The sequence below is a fragment of the Enteroscipio rubneri genome (assembly GCF_963929405.1).
Lineage (GTDB): Bacteria > Actinomycetota > Coriobacteriia > Coriobacteriales > Eggerthellaceae > Enteroscipio > Enteroscipio rubneri.
In genome coordinates this window covers 1,039,113-1,064,624 of record NZ_CAWVIN010000003.1, presented here as the reverse complement: position 1 = coordinate 1,064,624, position 25,512 = coordinate 1,039,113, and the positions used below count along the sequence as shown (strand labels likewise).

The window sequence follows — 25,512 nt, the reverse complement described above, 5'->3', positions numbered from 1 at the left end:
CCAGAAAGGCCCCAACTCGGATTTCTATTTGCCATATACTGAGTATGTGTCGAAAGATCGCATTTACGAGCGTTTCAAAACCGGCATCGACGTGAGGCAGGTTGCATGGCAGTCGTATCCAGCACGCTTGCTTTCTTATCCTTGCAGCAGGACAACATTGCCTGGAAGCTTCTTCATGCGCAAAACGCGCCTATCATCATATCCATCCTCGACGAGCATTTAGGAAAGGACGTCGGTAAAAGAACCGTTGCCGACCTGATCAGCCTCGTCGATGCAGATCTCGAAGTGCTGCGCGAGCGGATTCCTGAGATAGGAACGAAGCGCTCGGCACGGGACTATTGCGAGCAATGGAGACGCGACGGATACCTTGTGCGCAAGCCGCTCGCGGATTCACGTCAGGAGACTTACGAGCTTTCCGCGGGCGCTTTGGCAGCCATAAGCTTCGCCAAAGGACTGGCGAAGCCTCATCGGGCGGCGACGAAATCGAGATTGAGCATGATTCTCGACCAGATAGCGGAATTGTCGCTCGCAACCGACAACGACATCGACCGGCGTCGCAAAGTCCTCCTTGCCGAGAAGCAACGCATAGAAGACCAGCTTGAGAAAATCGATCAAGGCACCTTGGACACGATGGAACCTGACCAGGCTTTGGAGCAGGCGCGCGACATCCTCAATCTCGCTCAGGAGATACCGCGCGACTTCGTCAGCGTCAGCGCCGAGTTCGAGGAGATCGCGAAAACCCTGTACATCAAACTTATCGGCTATGAAGAAGGGTATCAAGACACGCTCGAAGGCGTGTTCGCCGGCATCGACCATATCACGCAGTCTCCTCCTGGCCAGTCGTTCGGGGGCTTCTATGCGCTCTTGCGCGACGCAGAGGCGCTCGAGAAACTTCAAGACGACATCGACTCCATCCTCGACACCGATTTCGCGTGCATGCTCGAGGCGGAAGAGCGCCGATTCCTCAGAAGATTCGTGCAAACGCTGCTCGATCAAGCGCGCGACGTGAACGAGACCAAAACAGGGTTGTCGCGCGGTTTGAGGAAGCTTGTGCAGAGTCAGAATTTTCAGCAAGACCGCGTGCTGCGGAGACTTCTCGACCAGACCCTCGGCATGGCAAGCATGCTCACAGAATCATACAGCTGCACCTACGCTCTCCCGATCGAGCTCGAGCTTACCAAAACCATGATCGCGCCCATCTCCCGGCTGGAGCTGTACAACCCCGCCAACGCGGACGCGCAGCCCATTCCTGCGACCGTGTTCGAAGAGAACGGCACGCTCACGTTAGCCGAGCTGTACGAGCAGGTGCGCGAGGTTGAAATCGATTACGATGAGCTGGTCGGCAACGTGAATGCGTTCTTCGCGGAGCGCGAAGTCTCCAATCCAAAGCACCCCTCGATCGGCGAGATTCTGGAGAAGTATCCCGCGACTCAAGGTATCGCAAGCATCGCAGGGCTCATGGTGCTCGCCTCCGATCAGGGCATCAGGACCAATGAATCGGAAATCATCCGCTGGCAGTCGAAAAGCGGGCGGCACCTGCAAGCCCGCGTCGATACATTCCTGTTCGTGAAAGAGGTGCGCTGATGGACGACTTCTGGGATCCTTCGCCTGACGCCGTGGAGAGGTGCGACGAGGATAGGCCTCTTGACGAGAGGCACTTGTGGCCACAGGACACGGGGACGCTTCCCTATGATGCACGATGCGCGTTGCTGCAGCTGATCAGGGGACCGTACATCGACGAAAGCGACCAGCTATGGTCGGCCGTCCTGAACAATCAGCAAGATCTGTCCTCGCACCTTGCCGACATGCTTCTTGAGCTCTGCGTGGATGCGGAGACGGGGATCGCTTTCGCGCGCAACGCCTCAACGGGTGAGAGGGAGGTGCTGAAAGCAACGAGAAGCAACGCAATGACCCTGCTCGATACCATCATGGTGCTCACGTTGCGCAAAGAGCTGCAGATGGGCGGTACCAACCGAGTATTCATCGGGCAAAGCGAGCTTTTCGAGCAATTGGCTCAGTATCGACGCTTGGAAAGTCAAGACCAGTCGAATTACCAAAGCAAGCTCAAAGCGTCGTGGAACAGGCTCGTTGAAGCTCGCATACTGCTGAAAAGCGACACCGAAGACCGCTTCGAAATATCTCCGGTCCTCAAGCTGATATTTGGAACCGAAGAAGCGGCAGTGGTCAACGAAGAATTCGAGCTCATGCTCAAACGAGCGCAGGAAGCCGCTCCGAACCAAGGAGGGTCCCATGACGACGACCGTTAGCACCGTTGAAAGCGTGCCCTACCCGGGACAATGGCGCCTTGCTCGGGTGGACATGGCGAATTGGGGGACGTTCAACGGTTTCCAGAGCCTTCCCGTCGATAGGCGCGGGTTGCTTATCACCGGCCCTTCGGGTTCTGGCAAGTCGACCGTCCTTGATGCCGTCGCGGCAGTGTTGACGCCCCCGACCCAGCTGAGTCTGAACGCGGCGGCCAGCAACGGCGGCCAGCGAGATAAGGGCCGATCGATCTCCAACTACGTGCGCGGCGCGTGCGGGCACAGCGCCGACGAAGAGGGTGAGGTCGTGCGCACCTACCTTCGCCCGAAAGCCGCGGTATGGAGCGGCGTCATGCTTCGATACGAGGATGGTTTCGACATCGAACAGTGCTCCCCTTCGGAAGCGCGTCGTCATGAGGCGATCAACGTGCTGGGCATCTTCTTCCAAAAGGCCAACACGGTTAGCACCGAGGGACTGAAGAAGTTCTATGCAGTCGTCCGCGGAGACCATGCGCTCAGTGAATTCGAGACGTACGGCTTGAACGAAGCGGATATGGCCCAATTCAACAAGGATCACAAAGAGACGGGACGGGCGTGGAGAGACCATGCGGCGTTCGAAGGATACCTATGCAACATCCTGCATATCAGCAGCCCGAAAACGCTCACCCTCCTACACAAGACGCAAGCCGCTAAAAACATCGGATCGCTCGACGATCTGTTTCGCAAGTACATGTTGGACATGCCGCGCACGCATGACTTGGCCACTGCGGCGGTCGCCCAATTCAAGGAGTTGGAAGAAGCCCACGACGGGGTGGTCGACCAACGTCGGCAGATGGAGTGCCTGGAACCTCTCCTGGGCTACGAAGAGGCATACGTCGAGGCGAAGGCGACGGAAGACCGGAACCGGCAACTTCTCGACAAGCTTGCGTCGTTTGCCGACGATACCTCGATTACCCTGCTCAAACGGCGCCTCGAAAGGCAGCTGCACGATGCCGACGCACTGATTGCAGCGGTCAAAGAAGCCGAGAGCGAGCAAGCTTTCGCAAAGCAGCAGCTCGAAGCAGCCGAGGCCATGCTGAACGAGCAGGGAGGCATAGCGCTCGAAGCTGCTCGAATGCAGGTTTCCGACCGAGAGCGCCAGTTGCTCTATATCGTGGACAACCGCGATTCGCTCGAGAAGGATCTCGCAATGGCAAGCGAATCCCCTTTGCCCTCCACGCGAGAGGAGTTCGAGGCTTTGAAGCGAGCACTCGCGGCACGCGCGGACACCGCGCGCGCATGGCTGGACGGCCACGAAGATGAGAAGATAGCGCGTTTCGGAGAGGTAAGCGAACAGAAGAAGCGACATGCCGAGATCGCCGGGGAGCTTCGTTTTCTCAGGGGCCAGAAGAGCAACATCTCCTCCCGGTTGCACGATATCAGGCTGGGCATTGCACGGCACCTGGGGGTTTCAGCGGAAGATCTGCCCTTCATAGGGGAACTTATCGATGTGAAGCCCGAAGAAGACTCGTGGCAGCCCGCCATCGAGCGAGTCTTGGGAGGCCGAGCGCGCACGATGCTTGTGGAAAAGCGCCACGCGGCGGCAATCAACGAGTACCTCGAGAGCATTCACCTCGGAGAACGGTTCGAGTACGATGCGGTGCCCGACGAAGTGTCCGTCCCGGACCGGCCGCTCCACCCACAGTCGCTTGTGAGAAAAGTCACCGTCGTGCAGATGTCGAACCACGAGTCCCTCTCCCTATGGGCGAACATGCTGCTGCGTGATCGCTTCGACTACATATGCGTCGACTCCCCTGCAGATATGGAGCGTCATAATCGCGCACTCACGCGGGGAGGCCAAACGAAAGCCGGGGAGCACCATGTCAAGGACGACCGACGCAAGATAACCGATCGAAGCCGCTGGATCCTCGGCAGCACGAACGACCGGAAAATCGAGCGTTTGGAACAGGAATTGCGCCTGTGCTCCGAAAACCTCGTCGTCGCAACCAATGCGACAGCCGAGATCACCGCCAAAGAGCAGGAATGCCAAAGCCTATGCCGCACCGAGAGAAGCCTGCGAGACAAGCATTGGGAAGATTACGACAACGCGCAGGCGGCTTTCGATCTCGAACGAGCGCAAGCATTCTACGACGAACTTGCTCAAAGCGATGCGTTCAGAGAGGCCGAATCCAGGCGCGCAACCGCGCAGGGGCGTCTTGACGAGGCGGACAAAGCCGTTCAAAAGGCGCTCGTCAACCAGCAGACAAACGAGGAGCGAATACAGGACACGCGTTCGGACATCGCCGAGGTCGAGAGACGCGCAAACAAGCGAAGCACTTCTGGCATCGCGATGGACGACGAAACGAGGGCCCAGCTCATCGATTTGTTCTCGTCGGTGAATGACCGATTCGATTCGGACACGTCCCTCGTATACCAAACGTCGAACGACGTCCAAAGGATATTGGATGCTCGCGTGGCTAAAGCAGCGCGAGCCCAGCAAGATGCACGGAGGCGAACCGAGCTGGTACTGCAACAATACAAGTCCGTTTGGAAGCTGCAAGCTGCCGATTTGAGCGCGAGTTTCGAGGATCGAGATGCCTACATCGGTCGTTACCGCCAGATAAAAGCAAGTGGGCTGCCCCAATACGAACGCAAGTTCCTCGATGTGCTGAACAGCTTCAGCCAAGACCAGATAACCGCCATCTCGTCGGAAATCCGCAATGCGTTTCGCGAGGTGCGCGACCGGCTCGTGCCGGTCAACCGGTCGCTGCTCCTGTCCGAATACAGTTCCGGTATCCATTTGCAGATCGAAGTGAAGGAGCATCGGAGTCCCCGCGTGAACGAATTCCTCGCAGACCTGAAAGAGATCACTCGGGGATCATGGGAAGAAGACGACCTCGAGACGGCCGAGCGCCGCTACGCGCGGACGGCGATCATCATGAAGCGGCTTGGATCGAACGACCGATCCGACCAAACATGGCGCATGGCGTGCTTGAACACACCCGACCATATGAAGTTCATCGCCAAGGAGGTTGCGGGCGACGGTGCCGTGGTGGACGTCCACAGCAACGACGGAGGCCTTTCAGGCGGTCAAAAGCAGAAGCTCGTCTTCTTCTGCCTCGCGGCGGCATTGCGCTATCAGCTTTCCGACGAAGACCAGCCTATCCCGTCATACGGCACGATCATCCTCGACGAAGCTTTCGACAAATCCGATCGTCATTTCGCAGAGGAGGCATTGGGGATATTCGAGGCTTTCGGCTTCCATATGGTTCTGGCAACGCCGGGCAAACTCCTGCAGACGGCGGAAGACCATATCGGAGCCATGGTCATGGTTACGTGCCCCGACGATAAGCATTCGCGGCTATCCCCCGTCGTGTTCGAAGCTGACGACAGGCGGACGGAGGCCGTCGATGACCAATAGCGTTCCCTGCATGGTGTCAGTGTCCGAAGCCATCCAAAAGGCAGCGGTGCGCTTCGATAGGGATGCCCGCTCCTGGGCGGCCCTCCTATTTCGACGGGAGATCGGACAGTACGCAGATGGCGAACCTGTGCGCTGTTCCATCACTTTGCACCCTCCTACCGAGCGACGCGTTCTAGAAGACCCAGGCGCAGCTCGTACATGGGCGCAGTCATGGCGTGCATGCCCCTGGGCTGACGCGGTTCTTTGGGAAAAACGCGACTGGGGAAGTGCAGGGCCGCAGACGGTTCCCGTTCGGCTCGTCTTGGAAAGCCCCGACGCGATAGCGTGTTGCGCGAGGCGTTCCGAGCAGTGGAGCGCGCTTGCTCAACGCGCGAAGCAGCTGGCCGGTCGATGGTCGAATCGATGGTCCGAGATGTGCCCGGATGCGCATGCCGACGCGCTGGCTGCTGCGGTTCGATCGAGCATTGGGAAGTGTTGCGAGCTTGAAGAGAGCGATTGGTCCATGGCTCTGGGCGTTCTCGACTGGCTTGTCGAGCACCCTGATGCGACCCCCTACATTCGTCAACTCCCCATTCGAGGCATCGATACGAAATGGATGGAGCGCCACCGCGCTGTTGTCAATCCGCTTTATCGGGCAATGATCGGACGGGATCCAAGTTTCTGCAAGCAATCCGCCCAGTTCCGGATGCGCACGCTCGACGCTCGACTGGCGTTGGGCGGTTTGACGGAAGTCTCCGCTTCGACTGCGCAGCTAGATCGTTGTACACATCGGCCGGACGTTGTCATCCTATGCGAAAATATGGTGAACGTGCTGGCCATGCCTTCGATAGAGGGGACTTTCGCCATTCATGGAGGAGGCTATGCGGTAAAAGAACTCCAAGGGGTGTCGTGGTTCGCAACCACACCGATCCTCTATTGGGGCGACCTCGACAGCAATGGGTTCGCCATCCTCAACCAGCTACGCTGTTATTTCGACCACGTCAACTCGGTGATGATGGATGAGGAAACGTTGGATCGATACTACGATCTGTGCGTAGAGGAGTCGAAACCTAACACAGGAACGCTCAACCATCTGGAGGATAGCGAACAAGCTACGCTTTCCAGGCTGCTGGCCGGCGATACAGATCAAGGCTTCGGCGCTCTTCGCCTCGAACAGGAGCGGATCGAATGGTCCTGGGCTTGCAACCAACTGCAAAAACATCTATTGTCACTCGATACCGTCCAGCGATAATCGTACCGGCATCTCGAAAAGGAGGGCGAGGAGCATTGCAGAAGGACGGCGTCTTGAGCAAACTCATAGCGGAAACGACCAGCATCGATTATAAGATCGCTCTCGAAGAGACGAAACCGAAAAGCTGGCTCAAGTCTGTATGCGCATTCGCCAATGGAGATGGCGGCATGCTTGCTTTTGGAATAGACGACAATGGCCGTCTTACGGGACTCGACGACCCTCAGCATGTTGCCGAGAAAGCGAGCGAACTGATCAACGCCAGGATCGATCCTACTCCATCGTTTCACCAGGAAGCTTTGGAGGAGGATGGCTGTCGTATCGTGCTCTTGCGCGTTGAGTCAGGCGGCGACTGCCCCTACGTCTATGTGGGCGACGGTTCCCAAATCGTATACGTGCGATCCGGAAACCAATCGCTGCCCGCCTCTTCCGTCCAACTCAGGAGCTTGTCCATGCGGGGGTTGCATACCCATTTCGACGAGATCGAAACCGCATTTCGCAAAGACGATTACAGTTTCGAGACTTTGAGGGCTTCGTACTTCGAACGCACGGGGGATCGCTTGACCGATACGGACTTCGTTTCATTCGGCCTTGCCAAGTCCGACGGCCTCCTTACCAATGCAGGAGTTCTCCTCGCCGACCAGCCCATACTGCGCCAGAATCGCGTGTTCTGCACGCGCTGGAATGGGCTTGACAAGGCAAAGGTCGACGGCGAGGTTCTCGACGATCAGGAGTACTCCGGCTGCCTCGTAAAGCTGCTGCGCGAGGCTATGGACTTCGTTGATCGGCACAACCGCGTTGCATGGACAAAAACCGACGACGATCGCATCGAGACGCCGAGCTACGTCATGCGCGCGGTTGAAGAGGCACTCGTCAATGCATTGATCCACCGACGGTACGAAATAGGAGGCGCTGAAGTCACGGTATTCGTTTTCGACGATCGTCTGGAAATTACGTCGCCCGGCGGCAAAGTAGACGGAATGCTGCCCGAAGATGCCGATCTTGGAGCCATCGAGAGCGTTCGAAGAAACCCCGTGATAGCCGACCTGTTCCAAAGGGATGCGCTTCATGGAGCGCAAAGGGAGCGGCCTCAAGCTCATACGGGAGCGCACCGCACTCGCTCCGAACTACGAGGAACGGTTCATGCCGAGATTCGTCGATGACGGCAGGTTCTTCAAGGTGGTTCTTTGGAACATGAACTTCGACACCCCCCAAGACACCCCCCAAGTTGAAATCGTCTTGGAAGCCCTCGGCGAAAGCGAGATGAGCCTTGTTGAGCTCATGGGCAAGATAGGATTGACCGACCGCAAGAACTTCCGGGATCTCTACTTGAAGCCCTCATTAAGTTCCGGCTTGATCGAAATGACCATTCCCGACAAACCTACGAGCAGAAACCAGCGATATAGAGCGGCAAGGTAGAAACTGACCACGTTGCACGCGCTCAGCCAATGCTTATCGCACGGGCTGAGCGCGTTTTCTTAGTACCGGCTGTCGAAGATGCGCTTGGTCTTCTTCTCGCTGCGAGGCAGCTCGCCCATGGGAACGCCTTTGGCGTCGGGGGTGCAGCCGCACTTCGCCTTGAAGATCATGGCCAGCTCCTGTTCGGCGCGCTCCTTCGATTCGCCCTCGAGAGGCGTCTCGAACAGCACCGTGAGCACGTCCTTGCCCATGATATGCTCGATCATCACCTGATACTCGGACGATGCGCCGTCGGTGATGCTGATAACCTCCTCCACCTGAGCAGGGAAGATGTTGCAGCCCTTCACTTTGAACATGTCGTCGGTACGGCCGGTGAGCGTATCGATGCGCGGATGACGATGGCCGAACGCGCATGGGCAGTCGCCAGGGATGATGCGCGTGAGGTCGTGCGTGCGGTAGCGGATGAGCGGCGCGCCCTGCTTGCGCAGCGTGGTCAGCACGAGCTCGCCCACTTCACCGTCGGGCACCGGTTCGCCGGTGATCTGATCCACGATCTCGCAGTACACGTAGTCGTCCCAGACGTGCATACCGTGATGCTCGTCGCACGAGATGCCGATGCCGGGACCGTACACCTCGGTGAGGCCGTAGATGTCGTATATCTCCACGCCCAGTTCGCCGGCGATGCGCTGGCGCATCTTGTCGCCCCACCGCTCGCTTCCGATGACGCCCTTGCTCAAGCATATCTTGTCGCGAATGCCTCGTTCGGCAATCTCCTCGGCCAGCAACAACGCGTAGGAGCTGGTGGCGCACAGGACGGTGGACTTCAAGTCCTGCATCATGCGAAGCTGCTTCTCGGTGTTGCCCGGCCCCATGGGAATGGCCATGGCGCCCAGGCGTTCGGCGCCCAGCTGGAAACCGATCCCCGCCGTCCAAAGGCCGTAGCCGGGCGTGATGTGGATGCGGTCTTTGTTGGTGATGCCAGCCGTTTCGTAGCAGCGAGCAAACTGGATAGCCCAGTCGATGACGTCCTGTTTCGTGTAGGGGATGACGACGGGCGTACCCGTGGTGCCACTCGACGAATGGACGCGCACGATCTCCTCGTCGGGAACGGCCTGCAGCCCCAGCGGATAGGCGTTGCGCAGGTCGTCCTTCTCGGAGAATGGGAGCTTCTCGAAGTCTTCTTGAGTTTGCACGTCGGCAAGGTCGATGCCCTCGAACTTGCTCGCGTAGAACGGCGAGCGTTCCTTGAGCGTTTTGAACTGGTCTTTGATGAGCGCGAACTGGTCGCTGGTAAGCTGCATGATGATCCTCTTTCGGACGATGGTCTTCTACAGGGTATGAAAATGCTTCAAGCCCGCAAGCGCGAGTCTTGAAGCTAGAGCCATCGCCCTGCCGAAACCACGGCTGGAGAGGAGAAGATGTCGTTCACGTGTTCCATGCATCCATTCTAGGCGAAGCGAGCGCGATTGCAAACCCGCAACTTCGTCGCCGCGCGTTCCGCTCGCCCATCACCAGCTGAAGCAGGCTTTGCCGTTTCCCTTGCTGGCGTACAACGCCTGATCGGCCGCACGGTAGAGGTCGAAGAACGTGCGGCCGCGCACCACGCGCACGATACCCACCGAACATCCCAGCTCCACAGCGCGCTGGGCGGAACGGTCGCACCACGTCTCGATGAGCTCGCGGGCCTTAGCTTCGGCATCGTCAGCGGATAACGGATTCGTGGAGAACACGGCGAACTCGTCGCCGCCCATGCGGCCGACGAGCGCGTCGCGGGGAAACACCTGCTCCAGCACGTCGGCGAACTCGTCGATAACCCGGTCGCCCTCAGGATGGCCGAGTGTGTCGTTCACGGTCTTGAAGTTGTCGAGATCGATCATGAAGAAGGCGTTGTCTTCGGCACCCTCGATGAGCGCAGCCGCCACGTGCTTCTCGAACGCGGCGTGGTTCAGCAGCTCGGTCATGGAGTCCAGCTCGGCACGGCGCTCCAGCGCCTTGGAGTATTCGAGCGCGGCGTTCGCCTGCTCGGTAGCAGTTTTCGGGTAGTACTCGTCGCGGCGCTGGTCGAGGTTTGGCGTGGAATGATGGAGATGGGTCAGCAGCCAACGGCCGCCTTCGCGGCGGAACACGATCGTGAAACGCGTGTCCATCTCCACGAGCAACGGCTTGGGCCGGTCAGGGCGCTCGCGCACCCACAACGTGCCGATCACGAGGCACGAGTCGCAGCCGATCGGCCGAGGCTCGTAATACTCGTCGAGAATCTCGAATACGACTCCCTGGGCCTCCTGTTGATCGCGCTCGAGCCCTTCGAAGAACGACGCGATATCCGCGTAGAATTCGTGCTTGCCCGTTCCGATGAGCGACAAAAGCTGCGGATCCATGGCGCCGGCGATGAACTGAACGTTCTCCTCCGATGGCTCGATGAGATACGCATGCGCCAATTCGCGCGCCAGCTCTACCGCTTCCGCCAGCCACGCCCGATCCATCGTCTCTCGCATGGCGCCCTCGCCTTCTATTGCCCATACCACCGGGGGCATTAGTATAGCAGCATCCCTCTGAGACGGACACGGCGGAAAGCATGCTCTTTCGGTTCTACATCCCCGCCACCGCGTCGACGGCTGCCAGGTTGAGGGCGACGAAGCGGGGCTTGACGCACTCCTCGAGCGCGCGCCGCAGGTCGTCGAGGTCGAGCGGTATCGCGCCGACGCTCAGCGCACTGGCCAGCAGCACCGAGTTCAGCACCTTGCGGCTGCCCACTTCGTCGGTGAGCGCGACGTCGTTGACGGCGACGAAGCGCGCGCCGGTGCCGGCCAGCGATCGCTCGATGCGCGCGATCACGTCGTCGGCGCGGTACGGCCGGTCGGACAGCGCCGCCGTGACCGGCTGGATGGCCGTGGTCGCGGTGACCAGCAGGCCTTCAGGAGCGAGGAACGGCAGCACGCGCGCGGCCTCGGCCGGCTCGAACGCGATGACGAGGTCGGCGGTTCCCTCGGCCAGCAACGGCGCGAACACCTCCTCGCCCGCGTCGCCCATGCGCACATGCGACACCACGTTGCCGCCGCGTTGCGCCATGCCGATGGTCTCGGCCGTGCGCACCTGCCAACCCTTGTCTTGCGCGGCCTGGGCCAGCACTTTCGCTGCCAGCACCGTGCCCTGGCCGCCAACTCCCGTGAGCAGCACGTTACGCATGGGAACCCCCTTCCGCCGCCGCGGATCCGTCCGCGGCCGCCGCGCGTCCAACGTCCTTGATGCTCCCAGCGTCCGACGATGCTTCACGTGAAACAGCCGCAGGTCCATCGACGTCAGCGAGGGTTTCCGCAGTGCCTGAGATCGACGGGCTGGCGAAGGCGTGGGGTGCTTCAGCACGCGAGCCTTCGTCAGCGCGGCGAGGTCGGGCACTGCGGGAAGCCGCAGTGTCGGCAGGTTCCACCGGCTGGCAAGCCGGCGGAACTCGCAGCGCGTCGAAGGGGCACACCTGGGTGCACAGTCCGCAGCCGTTGCACAGGCTGGCGTCGACGAACGCCTGGCCTCGCTCTTTGCTGCGCGGACCGCGCGCGTCGGCGTCGAAGCCGATGGCCGGGCACCCGATCTCGGTGATGCACTTCTTGCAGCCCGTGCAGATTTCGACGCTCACGGCGGCTGGTTCGGCCGGCTTCACTAGCTGCACGCAGGGAGACTCGAACAGGATGGCGCTGGGACCTTCGTAGTCGAGCGCCTCTCGCGCAGCGGCCACCGACGCGTCCAGATCGAGCGGATCGGCATGCACGATGCAGCCGAAGCCGACCGCTTCCAGCACGCGCTGGATAGAGATGGGCTCGCGCTTCGGTCCCATGAGCGTTTGGCCTGTTCCGGGGTGCGGTTGCGACCCCGTCATGGCCGTGGTAGCGTTGTCGAGCACGCACACGGTGATGTCGTGGCCGTTGTACACGGCGTTCACGATGCCCGGCAGGCCGCTGGCGAAGAACGTCGAATCGCCTACGAACGCAAGCGTCTTCTTATGCGGCTCGGCCACGGCGAAACCCTGCGCCATCGTGATGCCCGCGCCCATGCACAGGCACGTGTCCACCGCATCGAGCGGCATGGCATTGCCCAGCGTGTAGCACCCGATGTCGCCGCACAACACGGCGGGCGTTTTGCCCAGCGCGCGCTTCACCGCGTAGAAGCTGCCGCGATGGGGGCAGCCGGCGCACAACACGGGTGGGCGCACGGGCAGCGGGTCGTCTTCGGCAGCGTAGGCCGCAAGCGCGTTCGCGGGCGCGACGGCATCGGGGATGCCGAGGAAGCGCGCGATGCGCTGGGCGATGTCGTCCACGTCGTTCTCGCCGCGGTCGCGCGCATCGCCGGCCAGGCGGCCGCGCACCTCGTAGGAGGAGTGCGTGCGGCCGGCGTGCACGAGCAGCGCGTCCTCCAGCACGTGGTCGAGCTCCTCCAGCACGAGCACCTCATCGAGGCCTTCGACGAACCGCGCGGCCGTTTCCTCCGGGAAGGGGTAGGGCGTGCCCACCTGCCAGAATCGATAGGCCGGCATTTCCGCGCCGGACGCCGCTGCGCGCGCTTCCACCATGCGCAGGGCCTCGCGAGCGTAGGCGGCCGACACGCCGCCCGCCACGATGCCGAGACGCGGTGCTGCTGCGAATGTTTCACGTGAAACATTTGTTTGCGTTCCTGAATCTGCAGAGGGGACAGCGGCGCCAGCGGATTCGGCGTCGGAGGGAGCAGTGCAAGCGGAATCAGAGGTCGCAGACGCAGCGCGGGCGCTTCCTGATTCTTCTCTCCCTCCGTCAAACATCGGGTTGAACGCCGCGAGCGCCGGCTCGTCGGCGAGATCGTGCGCGATCGCCGCCAGGCGCTCGTTGATCTCGCCGTGCGCCTGGTAGGCGCGACGCGGGAAGATGACCCACTTGGGATCGCGCTCGAAACCCTCCTTGGGCACCGGGCGCGCCTCGGTGGCGTCCGCCACGTCGAAGAACGTCGAAGCGTGGTTGATGCGCGTGGTGGGCCGCACGATGACGGGCGTGCGGTAGCGCTCGGACAGGTCGAAGGCGGCCTGCATCATGGCGAATCCCTGATCGGGCGTAGCGGGGTCGAACACGGGCAGCTTGGCGAACGACGCAAAGCGGCGCGTGTCCTGCTCGGTCTGCGACGAGATGGGGCCCGGATCGTCGGCCACGAACAGCACCATGCCGCCCTTCACGCCCACGTAGTTCAGGCTCATGAGCGCATCGCTCGCCACGTTGAGGCCCACCTGCTTGCAGGTGAACAGGCAGCGCGCGCCGGTGTACGACGCGCCGGCCAGCAACTCGAGCGCGCTCTTCTCGTTCGTGGACCACTCCACGTGGATGCCGCGCGCGGCTCCATCGGCGTGCAGCTTCGCCACCGTCTCGATGAGCTCGGATGACGGCGTTCCCGGATAGCCCGCCACCACGCGCACGCCCGCCTCCAGCGCAGCGTGTGCGAACGCCTCGTTCCCCATCAGAAGTCTCTTCGCCATATGCGCCTCGCCTGCTTCGTTTCTCATAGTCCGCATCAAGAACGGCACCGGCGGGGCGCCGCTGCCGTCCCAAACAAATGATGTGCGTGAATACGTCTCCTCCATGATAGCAAACCAGCTCCCACGCGGCGGGGCGCATCCGCGAAGGGAAGAGCACGAAGATCGTCGCGGAGATCGCGAGCGGCGCTGCGGCACCGAACGCGCAGCAATGTCAAATCGGCGTAACGCATCGCGATCCTACCGGCGCAAAAGCCGGAGCATGCGATATCATGCGCATACGTTCGGCAAGCCGGATAGGTACAGGTACGCTCGCGCGGGGAAGCGCGCAGCCCGAGAGAGAGCAGAATCCTATGAAATGCCCCCTCTGCAACGTTGAGTTGGTGATGAGCGAGCGCCAAGGAATTGAAATCGACTACTGCCCGCAGTGTCGCGGCGTATGGCTTGACCGCGGCGAGCTGGACAAGATCGTCGATCGGTCGAATTCCCAGTTCGCACCTTCCGCAGCTCCGTACGAGGATAGTCGGTATGCTGGCGAAGATCGCTACGACAAACGACGCTACGATGAGCACACATATCGCGATGGACGTCGCTTCGACGAGCGGCGTCCCGGCGACTACGACAAGAGGATTCGCAAAAAGAAGAAGCCCGAGAGCTTCCTGAGCGACCTATTCGATTTCGGAGACTAGCGCCAAGCTCCGCACCGCCGAGAGCGTCGATCCGTTGCGCGCAAGCGATGCGACGGCCTGCTTGTTTTTCGCTCGGAGCTTGCGGTGGCGGGCGAAGGCAAAAACAGCGCAAGAGCCGCGAGCGGGCACCGCCAGGCCGGGCACGATGACGAACCCGTACCCCCTTGCGGTCTACACCTTCTTACCAGCAGCCGCAACAGCGCCTCTGCCAAAGCGGACGCTGGGAAGAACAAGCCGATGCCCTCTACGCCGCGCACGGCCGCGCGCAACGCCAGAGCGTGACGAGCGCACCGTAGCGCCGACAGGCAGAACATGATGGCGCTCGGCAGTCCGCAGCGTCTTCTTCGATTCGCCTTCCCGCGATCTTGCCGCCGCGCACGGCGCCGTTTACGCGTCGGCCATGCCCTGCTTGAAGTCGATGATCTTCTGACGAGCGCCGTCGCAGCCCGTACCCATGATTTGCACGGCCAAGATAGCCGCATTCTTCGCGCCGTTGATGGCCACGCAGGCAACAGGGACGCCGGAGGGCATCTGCACCATCGATAGCAGCGAGTCCAAACCGCCTAAGTCGCTCGTCTTCATGGGCACCGTGATGACCGGGTTCGGCGTGTATGCAGCCACAACCCCGCCCAGATGCGCAGCCTTGCCGGCGGCGGCGATGATCACGCGGATGCCGCGCTCGTGCGCCTTCGAAGCCCACTCGTGCACCTCGGCCGGCTTGCGGTGGGCGCTTGCCACCTTCACCTCGTAGGGTACGCCGAACTCATCGAGCTGCTTCATGCAGGGCTCCATGGCGGGCAGATCGCTCTCGGATCCCATGATAATGCCGATGACCGGGTTCTTCTGTTCGCAAGACATTGGTTCTCCTTCTCTGGATCGCACGATGCGGCATCTTTCTCAGCGCATTGCGCGCTGGTGTCGACGGCATACATTGTAGATGCTTCCGGGAAGCCCCTCGAGCCTCGTTCCGCATTTCCATACGTTCGTCCTGCGGCGAGCTGCCCCGAGCTCCCCGGTACACGCTACCCTGCCGGATCGCTCCTCTTCAGGTCTTCCTCATGCGGCGCTATCCAACGATCTTTCTCACAATGCGCCCAACTTCTTCGTTGTCCGGCAGGTTCCCTTCCTCCCGACCGGTTGCGCGCGTCAAAGCAAATTTCGCTGCAGCAAGCGCCTCGGCGACGATAAGATCGGCTTCCTCGGCCGCCGTAAGCTCATGGGGACACGCGCGCCGATCGGGGCACGCCGCAAGGTATTCGGCCAGCAAATCCCGGAAGTCCGCCACGAAGCCGAACGTGCCATCCAAAAACAGGCGCATGAGAGCAGGCGTCTGCGAGACGAGCCGCCATCGCATAGCAGCTATGTCGCTCGCCCGGTCGAGCGCGCGCACGACCTCGAGAAAAAGCGCCAACGTGACGGAGAACGGCGTGCTTGAAGCCTGGCTGTCGTATGCGGCACGAACAGCATCGACGTCAAGCGGAGCTGCGGGAATGCCGACGATGGCTGCGTCTTTGGTGGGAAAGTAGTTGAAGAACGTGCCCTGCGACACAACGGCTCGATCGCAGATCATGGCGACCGTCACCCCTTCATATCCCAACTCGTCCACCAGCGAGATCGCGGCGCGTTCGATAGCCTCACGCGTTTCGCGCCGCTTACGCTCACGCAACGTTTCCCGCGGTCGATCGGCCCCATCTGCTCGTTTCTCCACTCCATCGTCCTCTCGTCGCATGTGCCAGAGCGTATATCGAGTCCGGGCGAACCTGCGGCCCACCCTCGTCATTGTGAGGTTTTGCGAGCCATCCGCCCAACCGACCGATCGTCGCTTTTCGCTTGCACGACGACCATCGCCGCGTTTTCACCGGTTTCAGTATATAGAATGTGTTCGAATCTGTTCAAAATTATAGTTACTATAATTTTAATGCTGCTATACTTATCGCCAGCAAAGTGGTCTGCTCGGCCGACAGCAATCGATGCCGGCGTTTGCAGATCGCAAGAAAGCACAGCATTTGGTTGTCAACAGCCAGACCGATCGCCACCGAAGGGCCGGCCGCGCGTTCGCACGGGAATACACTGGTAAAGATTGAAACGGAGAGGAGCACGAAGCATGAGAATATTCGGCATGGGAGTACCCGAGCTCGCGTTGATCTTGGCGGTTGTGCTGCTCATCTTCGGTCCAAAAAACCTTCCGAAGCTCGGCGGCATGCTCGGTCGCGGTGTCAAAAAACTGCGCGGGCGCGTGGAAACGGACTAGGCAGCAATCTGCCCTGCGCCGTCGAGTCCATACCAAACTCACAGCGGCGGGCAATCGCAACGTCGGGCGCACGGGCAAGTCGGGTACCTGGCATGTTCTCTGGCGCCCCTCCTGGAATTCGCGCTTGACCCGCACGCGCACGACCGGTACAATACCGATTCACGTCCTCATGGACGATACCCGTGGTCGGGTAGCTCAGTTGGTAGAGCAGCGGACTGAAAATCCGCGTGTCGAGGGTTCAAGTCCCCCTCCGACCACCATCGCGTGCACCGCGCCTCTCGACTCGCTCGAGAGGCGCTTTTATTTCGCCACGCCGAGACGGACGACAGGATAGCAGGCGTGCTCCAAATCCCGCTCGATGCTTTCGACGATGATCCGGTCAGACGACGAAGTGAAACGTGCGAATCTCACCCACCTGGTGTGAGGATTCCGGCCTGCGTCAATCCTACACTGACGCCGAAGCGGCCCGATGGGAGCGGCCGCGCGGCGGGCCGACTGCCCGTCGACGTCTTGTAGGAGGGACCATGAGCACACACGCATTCGACCGCAGAAGCTTTCTCAAGGGAGCGCTCGTCGCAGGGGCCGCGACGGCATCGGGCGCTATGATCGCCGGGTGCAGCCCGCAGCAACCCACTTCGTCTTCGGAAGCAGCCGCGGTGGCAGGACCGATGACCGCCGAGGCCTACGGCAACCTCACCTGGAGCTTCGAAGTGCCGCCCGAGCCCGTAGACGATAGCCAGCTGGTCGAGACCATCGCCGACGACGTGATCGTCATAGGATCAGGTGTATCGGGTCTCATGGCAGCCGCTTCCGTACTGGGACACGGCGGCAGCTGCACGTTGTTCTCCGCCGGCACGAAGGCCGTTTCGCGCGGCGGCTCGAACCATGCGGTGGGCACGAAAACGCAGGCACGCCTTGGACTTGCCTACACACCCGATACGGTGGCCGCGCACTTCAATAACGAGATCGCACGCCAGGGCTACCGTATGGACTCGCGCAAGTGGTGGAAATGGATTAACGAGTCAGGCGAAGCCATGGACTGGGTCACCGACATCATGGAAGCTGCCGGCTACACCACCACGCTCGAACTGCCCTACGCCGACCCCAATGGCACGTTCAGCATCCCAAGCGGCGCGCACAACTTCTACGGCCCCGAGATACAGAACTCGGCTAACGACGGCGAGCCTCTGCTCACCGCGACCCTGGAGCAGTACATCCTCGACAACGGCGGCAGCATCCGCTACAACACGAAAGCCGAGTACCTCGTCCGCGAGAACGACAATACCGGACGCGTTTCCTCTGTGATCGCCACGAACGAAGACGGCGAATACGTGAAGTTCGAGGGCTCGAAGGCCATCATCATGGCCACGGGCGACTTTTCGGGAGACCCCGACATGATGGCCAAATACTGCAACGCCTTCGCCGACTACGTCGCCGAAAGTGCCGGCGACTACGACGCAGAGTTCCAGTTCGGAGGCCTTATGCCCGGCGATGGTCAGAAGATGGGCCTATGGGTGGGGGCCGCTTGGCAGAACACCACTCCGAGCGCCCCGATGATCGGTTGGTACGGATTCCCCGCGCCATGCTCCGACCAGAACCATCCCGGAATCTTGCTTAACGTAGAAGGTCAGCGCTTCATCAACGAAGATACTACGTCGGTGTACGCAGGATACGCCATCAGCGGCCAGACCGACAAGAAGGTATTCACCGTCTGGGATTCCGCCTTCGCCCATCGGTTCGATACATGGGAGGGCCTGGGCAACAACATGGACAACCTCGGAATCGCGCCCGTCTCCGCCGACGAGAAAGCAGCCGAGTTCGAAGCTGGCGTCGAAGAGGGCACCTACGTAAAGGGCGACACCCTCGACGACGTCTTGAAAGCGCTTGCCGAGAAGGGCGGCATCGACGTAGAAGTCGCAAAAGCCACCATCGAACAGTACAACGCCGATGTGGCGGCTGGCAACGATACGCAGTACCACAAGTGCAAAGACTTCCTCATCCCCATCGACCAGGGTCCGTTCTACGGGCAGTACAACCAGTTGGGCCCCGCGCAGTTCCTGTGCGTGCTCGGAGGCTTGCGGACATCGCCGAACTGCGAGGTATGCGACGAAGCCAATACGCCCATCGAGGGGCTGTACAACGTGGGATCGATGATGGGAGACACCTTCGGGACGTTCTACAACTTCCGCGTTCCGGGACAGAATCTGGGCATGGCGTGCATCACCTTCCCCTACCTGCTCGGCAAGGAGCTTGCGAAGGCGTAGACCGCCGCCGGCGCAGCCTGAAGGACGCGCCGCGGGCGGGCGCTCGTGAGGAGTGGGATAATCTACACCCGGATCTCGGTCGAACCGGAAGCCTTGCAGAGGAGGCTTCCGGTTCCTCTTCGGCGGAGCGCGCCGGGCGCTTCGCCGAAGAGGAACCCAGGGAGGGTGCTATGAACGAAAAACGCACGCGGGCGGCGGTCGTGGGGGGATATGCGCTCCTGCTCGTGTTCTTCGGGCTGTTCGCCGGACGGGTGAACCCGCTGTTCTTCGGCCAGAACATCGCCGTCACGTTTCCGCTGTACGCGCATGCGGCCGAGATCGGCCAGGTGTGCTGCCTGTTCCTTGTCGCGCTGCTCGCCGCCCGGCATCCGCAGCCGGCCGAGCGGATAGCCCCGCACGCGGCGCTCGCGCTGCTGGTCGCCGGCTACGCGCTCACCCTGTACCAAGCGGTCGGCGATTCCACGCCGCCGTTTTTGGCAAGCGTCGCAGGCGCGCTGTTCGGTTGCGGCCAGGGCGCCTGCTTCCTCTGCTGGTTTCTCGTCTACGCGCGCATGGAGCCGACCCGCGTCGCGCGCGCCATGGTGGCGAGCACGATGCTCTCGGGGGCCGTCATCCTGGCGATCGGCCTCATCCCGGATACCGTCATGCTGTTCAGCGCGCTGTCCTTGATCGTCGCAGGCTGCAGCGCGCTCATGTACTACTGCCTGGGCGCCGTGAAGACGTGCACCGACGAACCGGCGCGCCCCGCCCCTCTGCCGGACGACGGGGAGCCCTCGCGCTCCGCGCTCGCGCCCGACGGCGGTGCGCCGCCCGGGCCCACGTTACCGCCCATCGGCGCGGGACGCCTGCCTGTAGGCCGCGGCGGATCGCCCGCGGAGGAGGGCCGGCGGTTCCTGTCGTGGATATTCATGGAGCGCCGCTCGCTTTTGTGCCTGGTGGCGATCGCCTTCGTCTGCGGCGCGCAACGCGTGATCTCTCTCGAAGGGTTCCTGCCCGACGAGGCCATCCGCACACTCTTCTCCGTCGGCTACCTGGGAGGCGCGCTGGCGTTCTGGGCAACCGGCAAGGCAGGAGGCGGAACCAGGACCTCCTACCGGACCTATTCGGTGCTGCTCGTGATCATGGCGACGTGCGGGGTGTTCTCCTCGTTCCAGAATGTCCAGGTGCAGACGGTGCTCTACGCAGTCGACAACATCGCGTTCACCATCGTGTCGATGTGCGTGATCCTGACCGCGCTCAACGCGGTGCGGGAGTTCTGGAGCAATCCCCTGTTCGTAGGCGGCATCGTGTGCGGCATCATGTACTTCTCCATCCAGTTCGGCCGAATGGTGTGCATGGCGGTGGCGGAGTTCATCGGCATGGACGCCATCGGCATCCTCATCGTCTCGGTGATCATCCTGTACGTGGTTGCGCTCGCCGCCATCTCGTCGGGCCTGTTCTCCCGTCAAGCCGCGCGAAGCGCCGGCATGGTGAGCGCGGACGGAGCCGGCAAGGGCGAAGGGTCCGACGACCCCCTGCAGCGCGTGGTCATATCGGTTGCGAACGTGACGGAAGACGAGCTGAGGAAAAACCCCGTCTACCGGCAGCAGTACAAGCTAACCGACCGCGAGATCGACGTGGCCGTGCTGCTGCTGGCGGGATACAACTCCACCGACATCGCGAAGATCCTCATGATATCGGTGAACACCGTCAAGACGCATCTCAAGAACCTGTACGCGAAAATGGCCGTGCACAACCGGCGCGAGCTCATTGAAGCGCTGAACGAGATCGAGCGCGAACGGTAAGACGCGAGGGCCGACGCTGCAGCCTGCGGAACGGTGCGAAGAAAGGAACGGACATGGATACTGCGCAATCGATCGCGGAGCGCCGAAGCGAACTGGACCGGCGCATCCGTAGCGCGCTCGAACGCCTCCTGGCGGACGGAGACGAGCGGGCAAGGCTCCTGAAGGCGGCATGCGCCGACGTGCTGCGTGCATGCGCCGACGGCCTGCCCCTACGGCATCTGCGCTCGTGCGCGAACGTAGGCGATGCCGAATGCGTGCGCCTTGCCGCCCGCGAGCTGCCCCTGCGCTCGGGGCCGTACCCGCTGCACCTGCGTGGGTTCCAGCAGGCGGCCATCGACGACTTCGCCATGGAGGGCGAGGCCCTGCTCGTCGGCGCGAAGGGCGCTGTGTCCACGCGCGACGGGAAGCTGCTCGTGGTGGAGGCGCAGGGCCGCTTCTCGGCTTCGGACCAGTTCCACATCGTGCGCCCCGCCCCGGGTGATCTCCCTTACCTCCGCTGCGTGCTGGGCGCGCTCGATGCCGGCCGCTATGCCAAGGGCACGAATGCCGCCCGCGTCATCGAGCTCGCGGACCTGCGGAGCGCGATCGTGCCCTGGCCGCAAAGCGAAAAGCGACGCCAGTTCGCCGAAACGATGGGACTGTGCGAACGGATGGGAGCCGAAGAGTTCCGCAGACTGCTCGCGCGCGCCTGGATGCTCGCGGCGCACGACGTCGCCCGGCTCGAACGCGCGGATGCGCTGCCCCCGCGCACGCCGCAGCCCCGGCCGCGCGAAGACCGGAGCGACGGCACTCCCGCGGTCGACGAGGGGGTGCTGGCCGTAGCCGACGGCCTGCTGGCCGCGCTGGCGCGCACCGGCGAGGAGCCGATCGACGTCGTGGCGTCCACCGGCAGCTCCACCGGCGGCCTCGCCGATCCCGGGAGCGTGCACCGCAGCGCGGTCTGCGTGTGCTTCCCCCCGCCTAACCAAGGGACGTGGACGAATCGGGCCGTCGATGCGGCCGATCCGCGCTGGGTCTTCGGCCCGCCGCCGCGCAACAAGGCGAACTTCGCCTGGATCCAGCAGACGGTCGCCTGCATGGAGGAGGACGGCTGCGCGCTCATGCTGCTGTGCAACGCAGCGCTGCATACGCAGAGCGGCCGGGAAGCGGCCGCGCGGCGCGCATGGGCCCGAAGCGGCCTCGTCGAAGCCGTGATCGCGCTGCCGGGCGGCCTGTTCGCCGACGGGCGGCCCCCTGCGTCGCTCGTGATCATGCGGAAGGGAAGGCGCCGCGCCGATACGCTGTTCGTCAACGCGCTCGAGCTGGGCGAAGCGCGGGGGATCGATCCTTCGGGGAACGTTGCCCGCCGTCTGCCGCGCGAGGCCGCACAGCGCATCGTCGGCGCGTTCGAGGCGTGGGCCGGCGGTTCGGGCCCCTGCAATGAGCCGGGCTTCTGCCGGGCGGCGGCGCCCGGCGAAGTGAAGGCGAACGGCTGCGTTCTGACGCCCTGGACGCACGTTTGAACCGGCCGTCGCTCGCCGATAGGTCACCCCGTCGGCGGACCGTTGCCCTGCGGTTGGCCGGGCGAAGCCGGCCCGCTTCCTCCATGGGCTAGCATCGGCGCTGCGCCTCAGGCGCAGCTGTCCGCTCCGATGCGAAGGGATCCGCATGAAGCCGTACTACGAGGGATGGTACATGAAGCACCAGCAGGGCGATGACGTGTTGGCTGTCATCCCCGGCCGCGCTCAAGACAGCGCGTTTATCCAGATCATCACTTCTTCGGCCTCCCATTTCGTCGCCTATCCGCTGGAAGACTTCAGCCAAGACGGCATCATGCGCATCGGCTCCAGCGTCTTCGCGCAAAACGGCATGGATGTGGACGTGCGCACTCCCGACGTGGAGCTCGTGGGCCGTCTTCGCTACCGCGGGCACATCCCCCTGCGCTACGACATCATGGGGCCTTTCGCACTGCTGCCCATGGAGACGAAGCACACCGTGTTCAGCATGCGGCATCGCGTGGAGGGATCGATCAGCCTCGACGGCAGCGTCATGCGCTTCACCGAGGGGCTCGGCTACATGGAAGGCGACCGAGGCTGCAGCTTCCCTCGCTCGTACCTTTGGGCGCAGAGCATGGACTTCGCAGAAGACGCATCCGTGATGGTCGCGATCGCCGAAATCCCGCTGCCCGGCGTGCGCTTCACCGGGTGCATCGCGATCGTATGGCTGGACGGCAGAGAGTACCGGCTTGCGACGTATCTGGGAGTTCATGTCCTCGAAGCCAGCAGCACCGCCGTCCATCTTGCGCAACGCGGCCTCGACCTGCGCATCGAGCTGCCGGAGCCGCAAGGCCGCCGCCTGCAGGCCCCACAGCAGGGCGCCATGGAGCGCTCCATCCACGAAAGCCCCGACGTTCCCGCGCGCTTCCGCTTCGCGAAAGACGACCGCACACTGCTCGAGAGCCCGTGTGCGCGCACCAGCTTCGAGATCGTATCGCCCGAGGCCGCCGAACGCACAACGTCTTTCGCCTGATATACTGAAAGCCGACCGCATGGCTCACATGAGGGAGGCCTACCATGCTCTACGACCACATCCTTGTTCCCTATGACGGCTCTGCATCGGCAAAAGCGGCGCTCGCAGAAGCAACGCGCTATGCGAAGGACGATCCCGGCGCTCGGTTGAGCATTATCCAGATCGTCGACACCGAGCTGCTGCTCGCAGAGCGTCTCAAGGCTGAAAAAAGACCCACAAACAGCACATTCACTCCCGTTGTACCGCAGGCCGACTACGAGGCGGCCATTGCCGAGCTGCATGACGCCATCGTTGGCTTGCTGCCAGATCTCATGAACGAGCTGACCGTCGAGTTTCTCGAAGAGACAGAACCCGGCGAGCAAATTGTCGCCTATGCCGAAGAGGGCGGCTGCGACCTCATAATCATGGGATCGCGCGGCCTTGGCGCCTTGCGTGGCATTCTCGGCAGCGTGAGCAATTACGTGTTGCGAGAAGCGCACATGCCGGTGCTCATCGTCAAGCACCGTGCGGAACGCTAGCCTCGCAGGCAACGCAAAGCGTCGTCTTGCAGTTTTCCGGGGCGACCTCCGAAACGAACGTAGCAGATCTTGCTGCACGGGCGCCGTCCAAGGGTTCCCCGCGCCCGCGCAGAGAGGGCATTTGATGAACGCAATATGCACATCGTGGACCATTGCCCGCTCTCCCCGCGAGCGCTTAGAGGTCGGGTACTGACCGCAGCGCTCGGAGTAGTTATGCTTATTGAGAGAAATTCTTATTAAGCATCGTAATTGCGCAAGACAGTCGCCGACTTACGGAGTACCATATCCATCAAGGTAAGAAAAGGGATATCGCCTCTCGGCAGCCGGCTGCAAGCCGCGCAGTGCACCTCAAACCGCGCAGCGCACGGCCACGCCCAGCCGAGTGGAAACGAAGAAAGAGAGGGATCATGCCCAGCTTCCCCGATCCGTTTTCCGGAAACATCGACCGCAAAATGACCAACGCGGAGCTCATGCAGGCCTTGCGCATCGACATCGCCGGCGAGCTTGAAGCCATCTTCCTGTACGACGCGCACTGCCGCGCCACCGACGATCCGGCCGCGAAGGCCGTGCTCGCCGACATCCGCGACGAGGAGAAAGCCCATATGGGCGAACTCATCACGCTGATGCGCCACCTCGACCCCACGGAAACCGAGTTCTTCCTGGAGGGCGAAGGCGAAGTGCAGGAGCAGCTGGCCGAACTCGGCATCGTGGCGGACGGCGAGATCGCCGCGGCTCCCGCCGAGCCCGCCCCCGCCCCCACGGTCGGCGACTTGTCGTAACCGACGTTTCCGCCGGTCGAGCGCGAATGTTTCACGTGAAACATTCGTTCGCCGCCGGCGTTCGCCTCACCATCACCGAAAGGAGTCCCTCATGGATTACCTGGCACGAGAATCAGCCGACCTGTCGGTCGAGCTGTGGAACCGCATCGACGACGCCGTCGTCGGCACCGCCCGCAAGCACCTGACCTGCCGCCGCTTCCTCAAGACGCACGGCCCGCTGGGCGTGGGCACCACCACCGTCGCCGTCGACAGCGTGGCGAAGGAGGAAGTGCTCGAGGATGGCATCGGCCGCATCGTCGGCCGCACGCAGCTCGAGCTGCCCTTGTTTTACGAGGACTTCACCCTGCTCGGACGCGACCTCGACCTCGCTGCGCGTAGCGGCATGCCCGTCGACCTCGCACCCGCCATCGCCGCTGCCAAGAGGGCCGCGCGCCGCGAGGACAACCTTGTGCTGAACGGCAATGCCGCACTTGGCGTCGAAGGCTTGCTCAACGTGAAAGGCGCCGGCACGATCAAGCGTCGCGACTGGAGCAAGGGCGAGAACGGTTTCGCCGATGTAGCAGCCGCCGTCTCGCAGCTGGCGAAGACTGGCTACCTGGGCCGCTACGCGCTGGCCGTCGCTCCAGACCTATACCTTGGCCTGCAACGTCTGCAGCCGAACACCGGCATGCTCGAGATCGACCGCGTGCAGAAGCTCATCGGCGACAACGTGTTCATGACGAGCGTTATCGCCCCCGGCCAAGCCGTGCTCGTCTGCGCCGAACCGGAGTACCTGGATCTCGCTCTCGGGTTGGACCTCTCGGTGGGCTACCTGGAGTTCGCCGATTTCAACCACACGTTCCGCGTCATGGAAACGACCGCCCTGCGCGTGAAGGACCCCGCTGCCATCGTCGTGTTCGCGTAACGCGTGTAGCACGCTTGAAGTT

20 protein-coding genes, 1 tRNA gene and 1 pseudogene are annotated in these 25,512 nt (G+C 62.3%); 16 read left to right on the top strand and 6 right to left on the bottom strand.

The genetic code is table 11. The features are described 5' to 3' along the window. The first annotated feature begins 105 nt into the window (after positions 1–105). From ABGT83_RS11435 to ABGT83_RS11410, 6 genes are read left to right on the top strand one after another with little or no spacing between them, the layout of a single operon-like run. Positions 106–1,584: a DUF3375 domain-containing protein gene (locus ABGT83_RS11435; RefSeq protein ID WP_346687668.1), complete on the top strand. Its 1,479-nt coding sequence runs from the start codon at positions 106–108 to the stop codon at positions 1,582–1,584. Beyond that, positions 1,584–2,267, top strand: a complete 684-nt coding sequence (locus tag ABGT83_RS11430) for a DUF4194 domain-containing protein (protein WP_346687667.1) — start codon at positions 1,584–1,586, stop codon at positions 2,265–2,267. The genes ABGT83_RS11435 and ABGT83_RS11430 overlap by 1 nt, the downstream gene beginning before the upstream one ends. Next, on the top strand, positions 2,251–5,661 hold the full coding sequence (locus tag ABGT83_RS11425; RefSeq protein ID WP_346687666.1) for an ATP-binding protein: 3,411 nt from the start codon (positions 2,251–2,253) through the stop codon (positions 5,659–5,661). Before ABGT83_RS11430 ends, ABGT83_RS11425 begins: the two co-directional genes overlap by 17 nt. Continuing rightward, positions 5,651–6,892: a Wadjet anti-phage system protein JetD domain-containing protein gene (locus tag ABGT83_RS11420; RefSeq protein ID WP_346687664.1), complete on the top strand. Its 1,242-nt coding sequence runs from the start codon at positions 5,651–5,653 to the stop codon at positions 6,890–6,892. The genes ABGT83_RS11425 and ABGT83_RS11420 overlap by 11 nt, the downstream gene beginning before the upstream one ends. Positions 6,893–6,945: 53 nt before the next feature. Next, positions 6,946–8,052, top strand: coding sequence for an RNA-binding domain-containing protein (locus ABGT83_RS11415; RefSeq protein WP_346687662.1), 1,107 nt, complete (start codon positions 6,946–6,948; stop codon positions 8,050–8,052). Continuing rightward, positions 8,033–8,308 carry a Fic family protein gene (locus tag ABGT83_RS11410; RefSeq protein ID WP_346687660.1) on the top strand — a complete coding sequence of 92 codons (276 nt, stop codon included), beginning with the start codon at positions 8,033–8,035 and terminating at the stop codon, positions 8,306–8,308. The genes ABGT83_RS11415 and ABGT83_RS11410 overlap by 20 nt, the downstream gene beginning before the upstream one ends. Positions 8,309–8,367: 59 nt before the next feature. On the opposite strand, the gene ABGT83_RS11405 is transcribed toward ABGT83_RS11410, so the two are convergent. The 4 genes from ABGT83_RS11405 to ABGT83_RS11390 all read right to left on the bottom strand — a co-directional run bounded on the left by ABGT83_RS11405 (position 8,368) and on the right by ABGT83_RS11390 (position 13,796). After that, positions 8,368–9,609 (bottom strand): phenylacetate--CoA ligase family protein, encoded by a 1,242-nt coding sequence (locus tag ABGT83_RS11405; RefSeq protein ID WP_103264968.1) that lies wholly within the window; start codon positions 9,607–9,609, stop codon positions 8,368–8,370. A 207-nt stretch (positions 9,610–9,816) separates the two neighbouring features. Further along, positions 9,817–10,803, bottom strand: a complete 987-nt coding sequence (locus ABGT83_RS11400) for a GGDEF domain-containing protein (protein ID WP_346687658.1) — start codon at positions 10,801–10,803, stop codon at positions 9,817–9,819. Positions 10,804–10,897: 94 nt separating this feature from the next. Beyond that, positions 10,898–11,494: an indolepyruvate oxidoreductase subunit beta gene (locus ABGT83_RS11395; RefSeq protein WP_103264966.1), complete on the bottom strand. Its 597-nt coding sequence runs from the start codon at positions 11,492–11,494 to the stop codon at positions 10,898–10,900. Then, positions 11,487–13,796 carry a thiamine pyrophosphate-dependent enzyme gene (locus ABGT83_RS11390; protein ID WP_346687655.1) on the bottom strand — a complete coding sequence of 770 codons (2,310 nt, stop codon included), beginning with the start codon at positions 13,794–13,796 and terminating at the stop codon, positions 11,487–11,489. Before ABGT83_RS11390 ends, ABGT83_RS11395 begins: the two co-directional genes overlap by 8 nt. 350 nt (positions 13,797–14,146) lie before the next feature. Between ABGT83_RS11390 and ABGT83_RS11385 the strand changes: the two genes are divergently transcribed. Further along, complete coding sequence (locus ABGT83_RS11385) at positions 14,147–14,482, top strand: zf-TFIIB domain-containing protein (RefSeq protein ID WP_103264965.1); 336 nt, start codon at positions 14,147–14,149, stop codon at positions 14,480–14,482. Between the two features lie 387 nt (positions 14,483–14,869). On the opposite strand, the gene purE is transcribed toward ABGT83_RS11385, so the two are convergent. Further along, positions 14,870–15,340 carry a 5-(carboxyamino)imidazole ribonucleotide mutase gene (gene purE / locus ABGT83_RS11380; protein ID WP_103264964.1) on the bottom strand — a complete coding sequence of 157 codons (471 nt, stop codon included), beginning with the start codon at positions 15,338–15,340 and terminating at the stop codon, positions 14,870–14,872. 208 nt (positions 15,341–15,548) lie between these two features. Further along, positions 15,549–16,190, bottom strand: coding sequence for a TetR/AcrR family transcriptional regulator (locus ABGT83_RS11375; RefSeq protein WP_239926418.1), 642 nt, complete (start codon positions 16,188–16,190; stop codon positions 15,549–15,551). Positions 16,191–16,586: 396 nt separating this feature from the next. On the opposite strand from ABGT83_RS11375, the pseudogene ABGT83_RS11370 reads away from it, so the two are divergent. The 9 genes and pseudogenes from ABGT83_RS11370 to ABGT83_RS11330 all read left to right on the top strand — a co-directional run. Then, positions 16,587–16,712, top strand: a pseudogene (locus ABGT83_RS11370) (twin-arginine translocase TatA/TatE family subunit); the annotation flags it as partial. A 205-nt stretch (positions 16,713–16,917) separates the two neighbouring features. After that, positions 16,918–16,993, top strand: a tRNA-Phe gene (locus ABGT83_RS11365). Between the two features lie 264 nt (positions 16,994–17,257). After that, the gene (locus tag ABGT83_RS11360; protein WP_346687653.1) at positions 17,258–18,997 is read left to right on the top strand and encodes an FAD-dependent oxidoreductase; all 1,740 of its coding nucleotides are present in this window, start codon (positions 17,258–17,260) and stop codon (positions 18,995–18,997) included. A gap of 170 nt (positions 18,998–19,167) precedes the next feature. Continuing rightward, complete coding sequence (locus ABGT83_RS11355) at positions 19,168–20,781, top strand: helix-turn-helix transcriptional regulator (RefSeq protein WP_346687651.1); 1,614 nt, start codon at positions 19,168–19,170, stop codon at positions 20,779–20,781. Between the two features lie 53 nt (positions 20,782–20,834). Continuing rightward, complete coding sequence (locus ABGT83_RS11350) at positions 20,835–22,283, top strand: N-6 DNA methylase (protein ID WP_346687649.1); 1,449 nt, start codon at positions 20,835–20,837, stop codon at positions 22,281–22,283. A 145-nt stretch (positions 22,284–22,428) separates the two neighbouring features. Further along, positions 22,429–23,289 carry a stress response protein nst1 gene (locus ABGT83_RS11345; protein ID WP_346687647.1) on the top strand — a complete coding sequence of 287 codons (861 nt, stop codon included), beginning with the start codon at positions 22,429–22,431 and terminating at the stop codon, positions 23,287–23,289. Between the two features lie 44 nt (positions 23,290–23,333). After that, complete coding sequence (locus tag ABGT83_RS11340; protein WP_346687645.1) at positions 23,334–23,807, top strand: universal stress protein; 474 nt, start codon at positions 23,334–23,336, stop codon at positions 23,805–23,807. A 407-nt stretch (positions 23,808–24,214) separates the two neighbouring features. Then, on the top strand, positions 24,215–24,586 hold the full coding sequence (locus ABGT83_RS11335; protein WP_103264945.1) for a demethoxyubiquinone hydroxylase family protein: 372 nt from the start codon (positions 24,215–24,217) through the stop codon (positions 24,584–24,586). Between the two features lie 91 nt (positions 24,587–24,677). Beyond that, positions 24,678–25,490, top strand: a complete 813-nt coding sequence (locus ABGT83_RS11330) for a family 1 encapsulin nanocompartment shell protein (protein WP_103264944.1) — start codon at positions 24,678–24,680, stop codon at positions 25,488–25,490. Positions 25,491–25,512 lie beyond the last annotated feature (22 nt).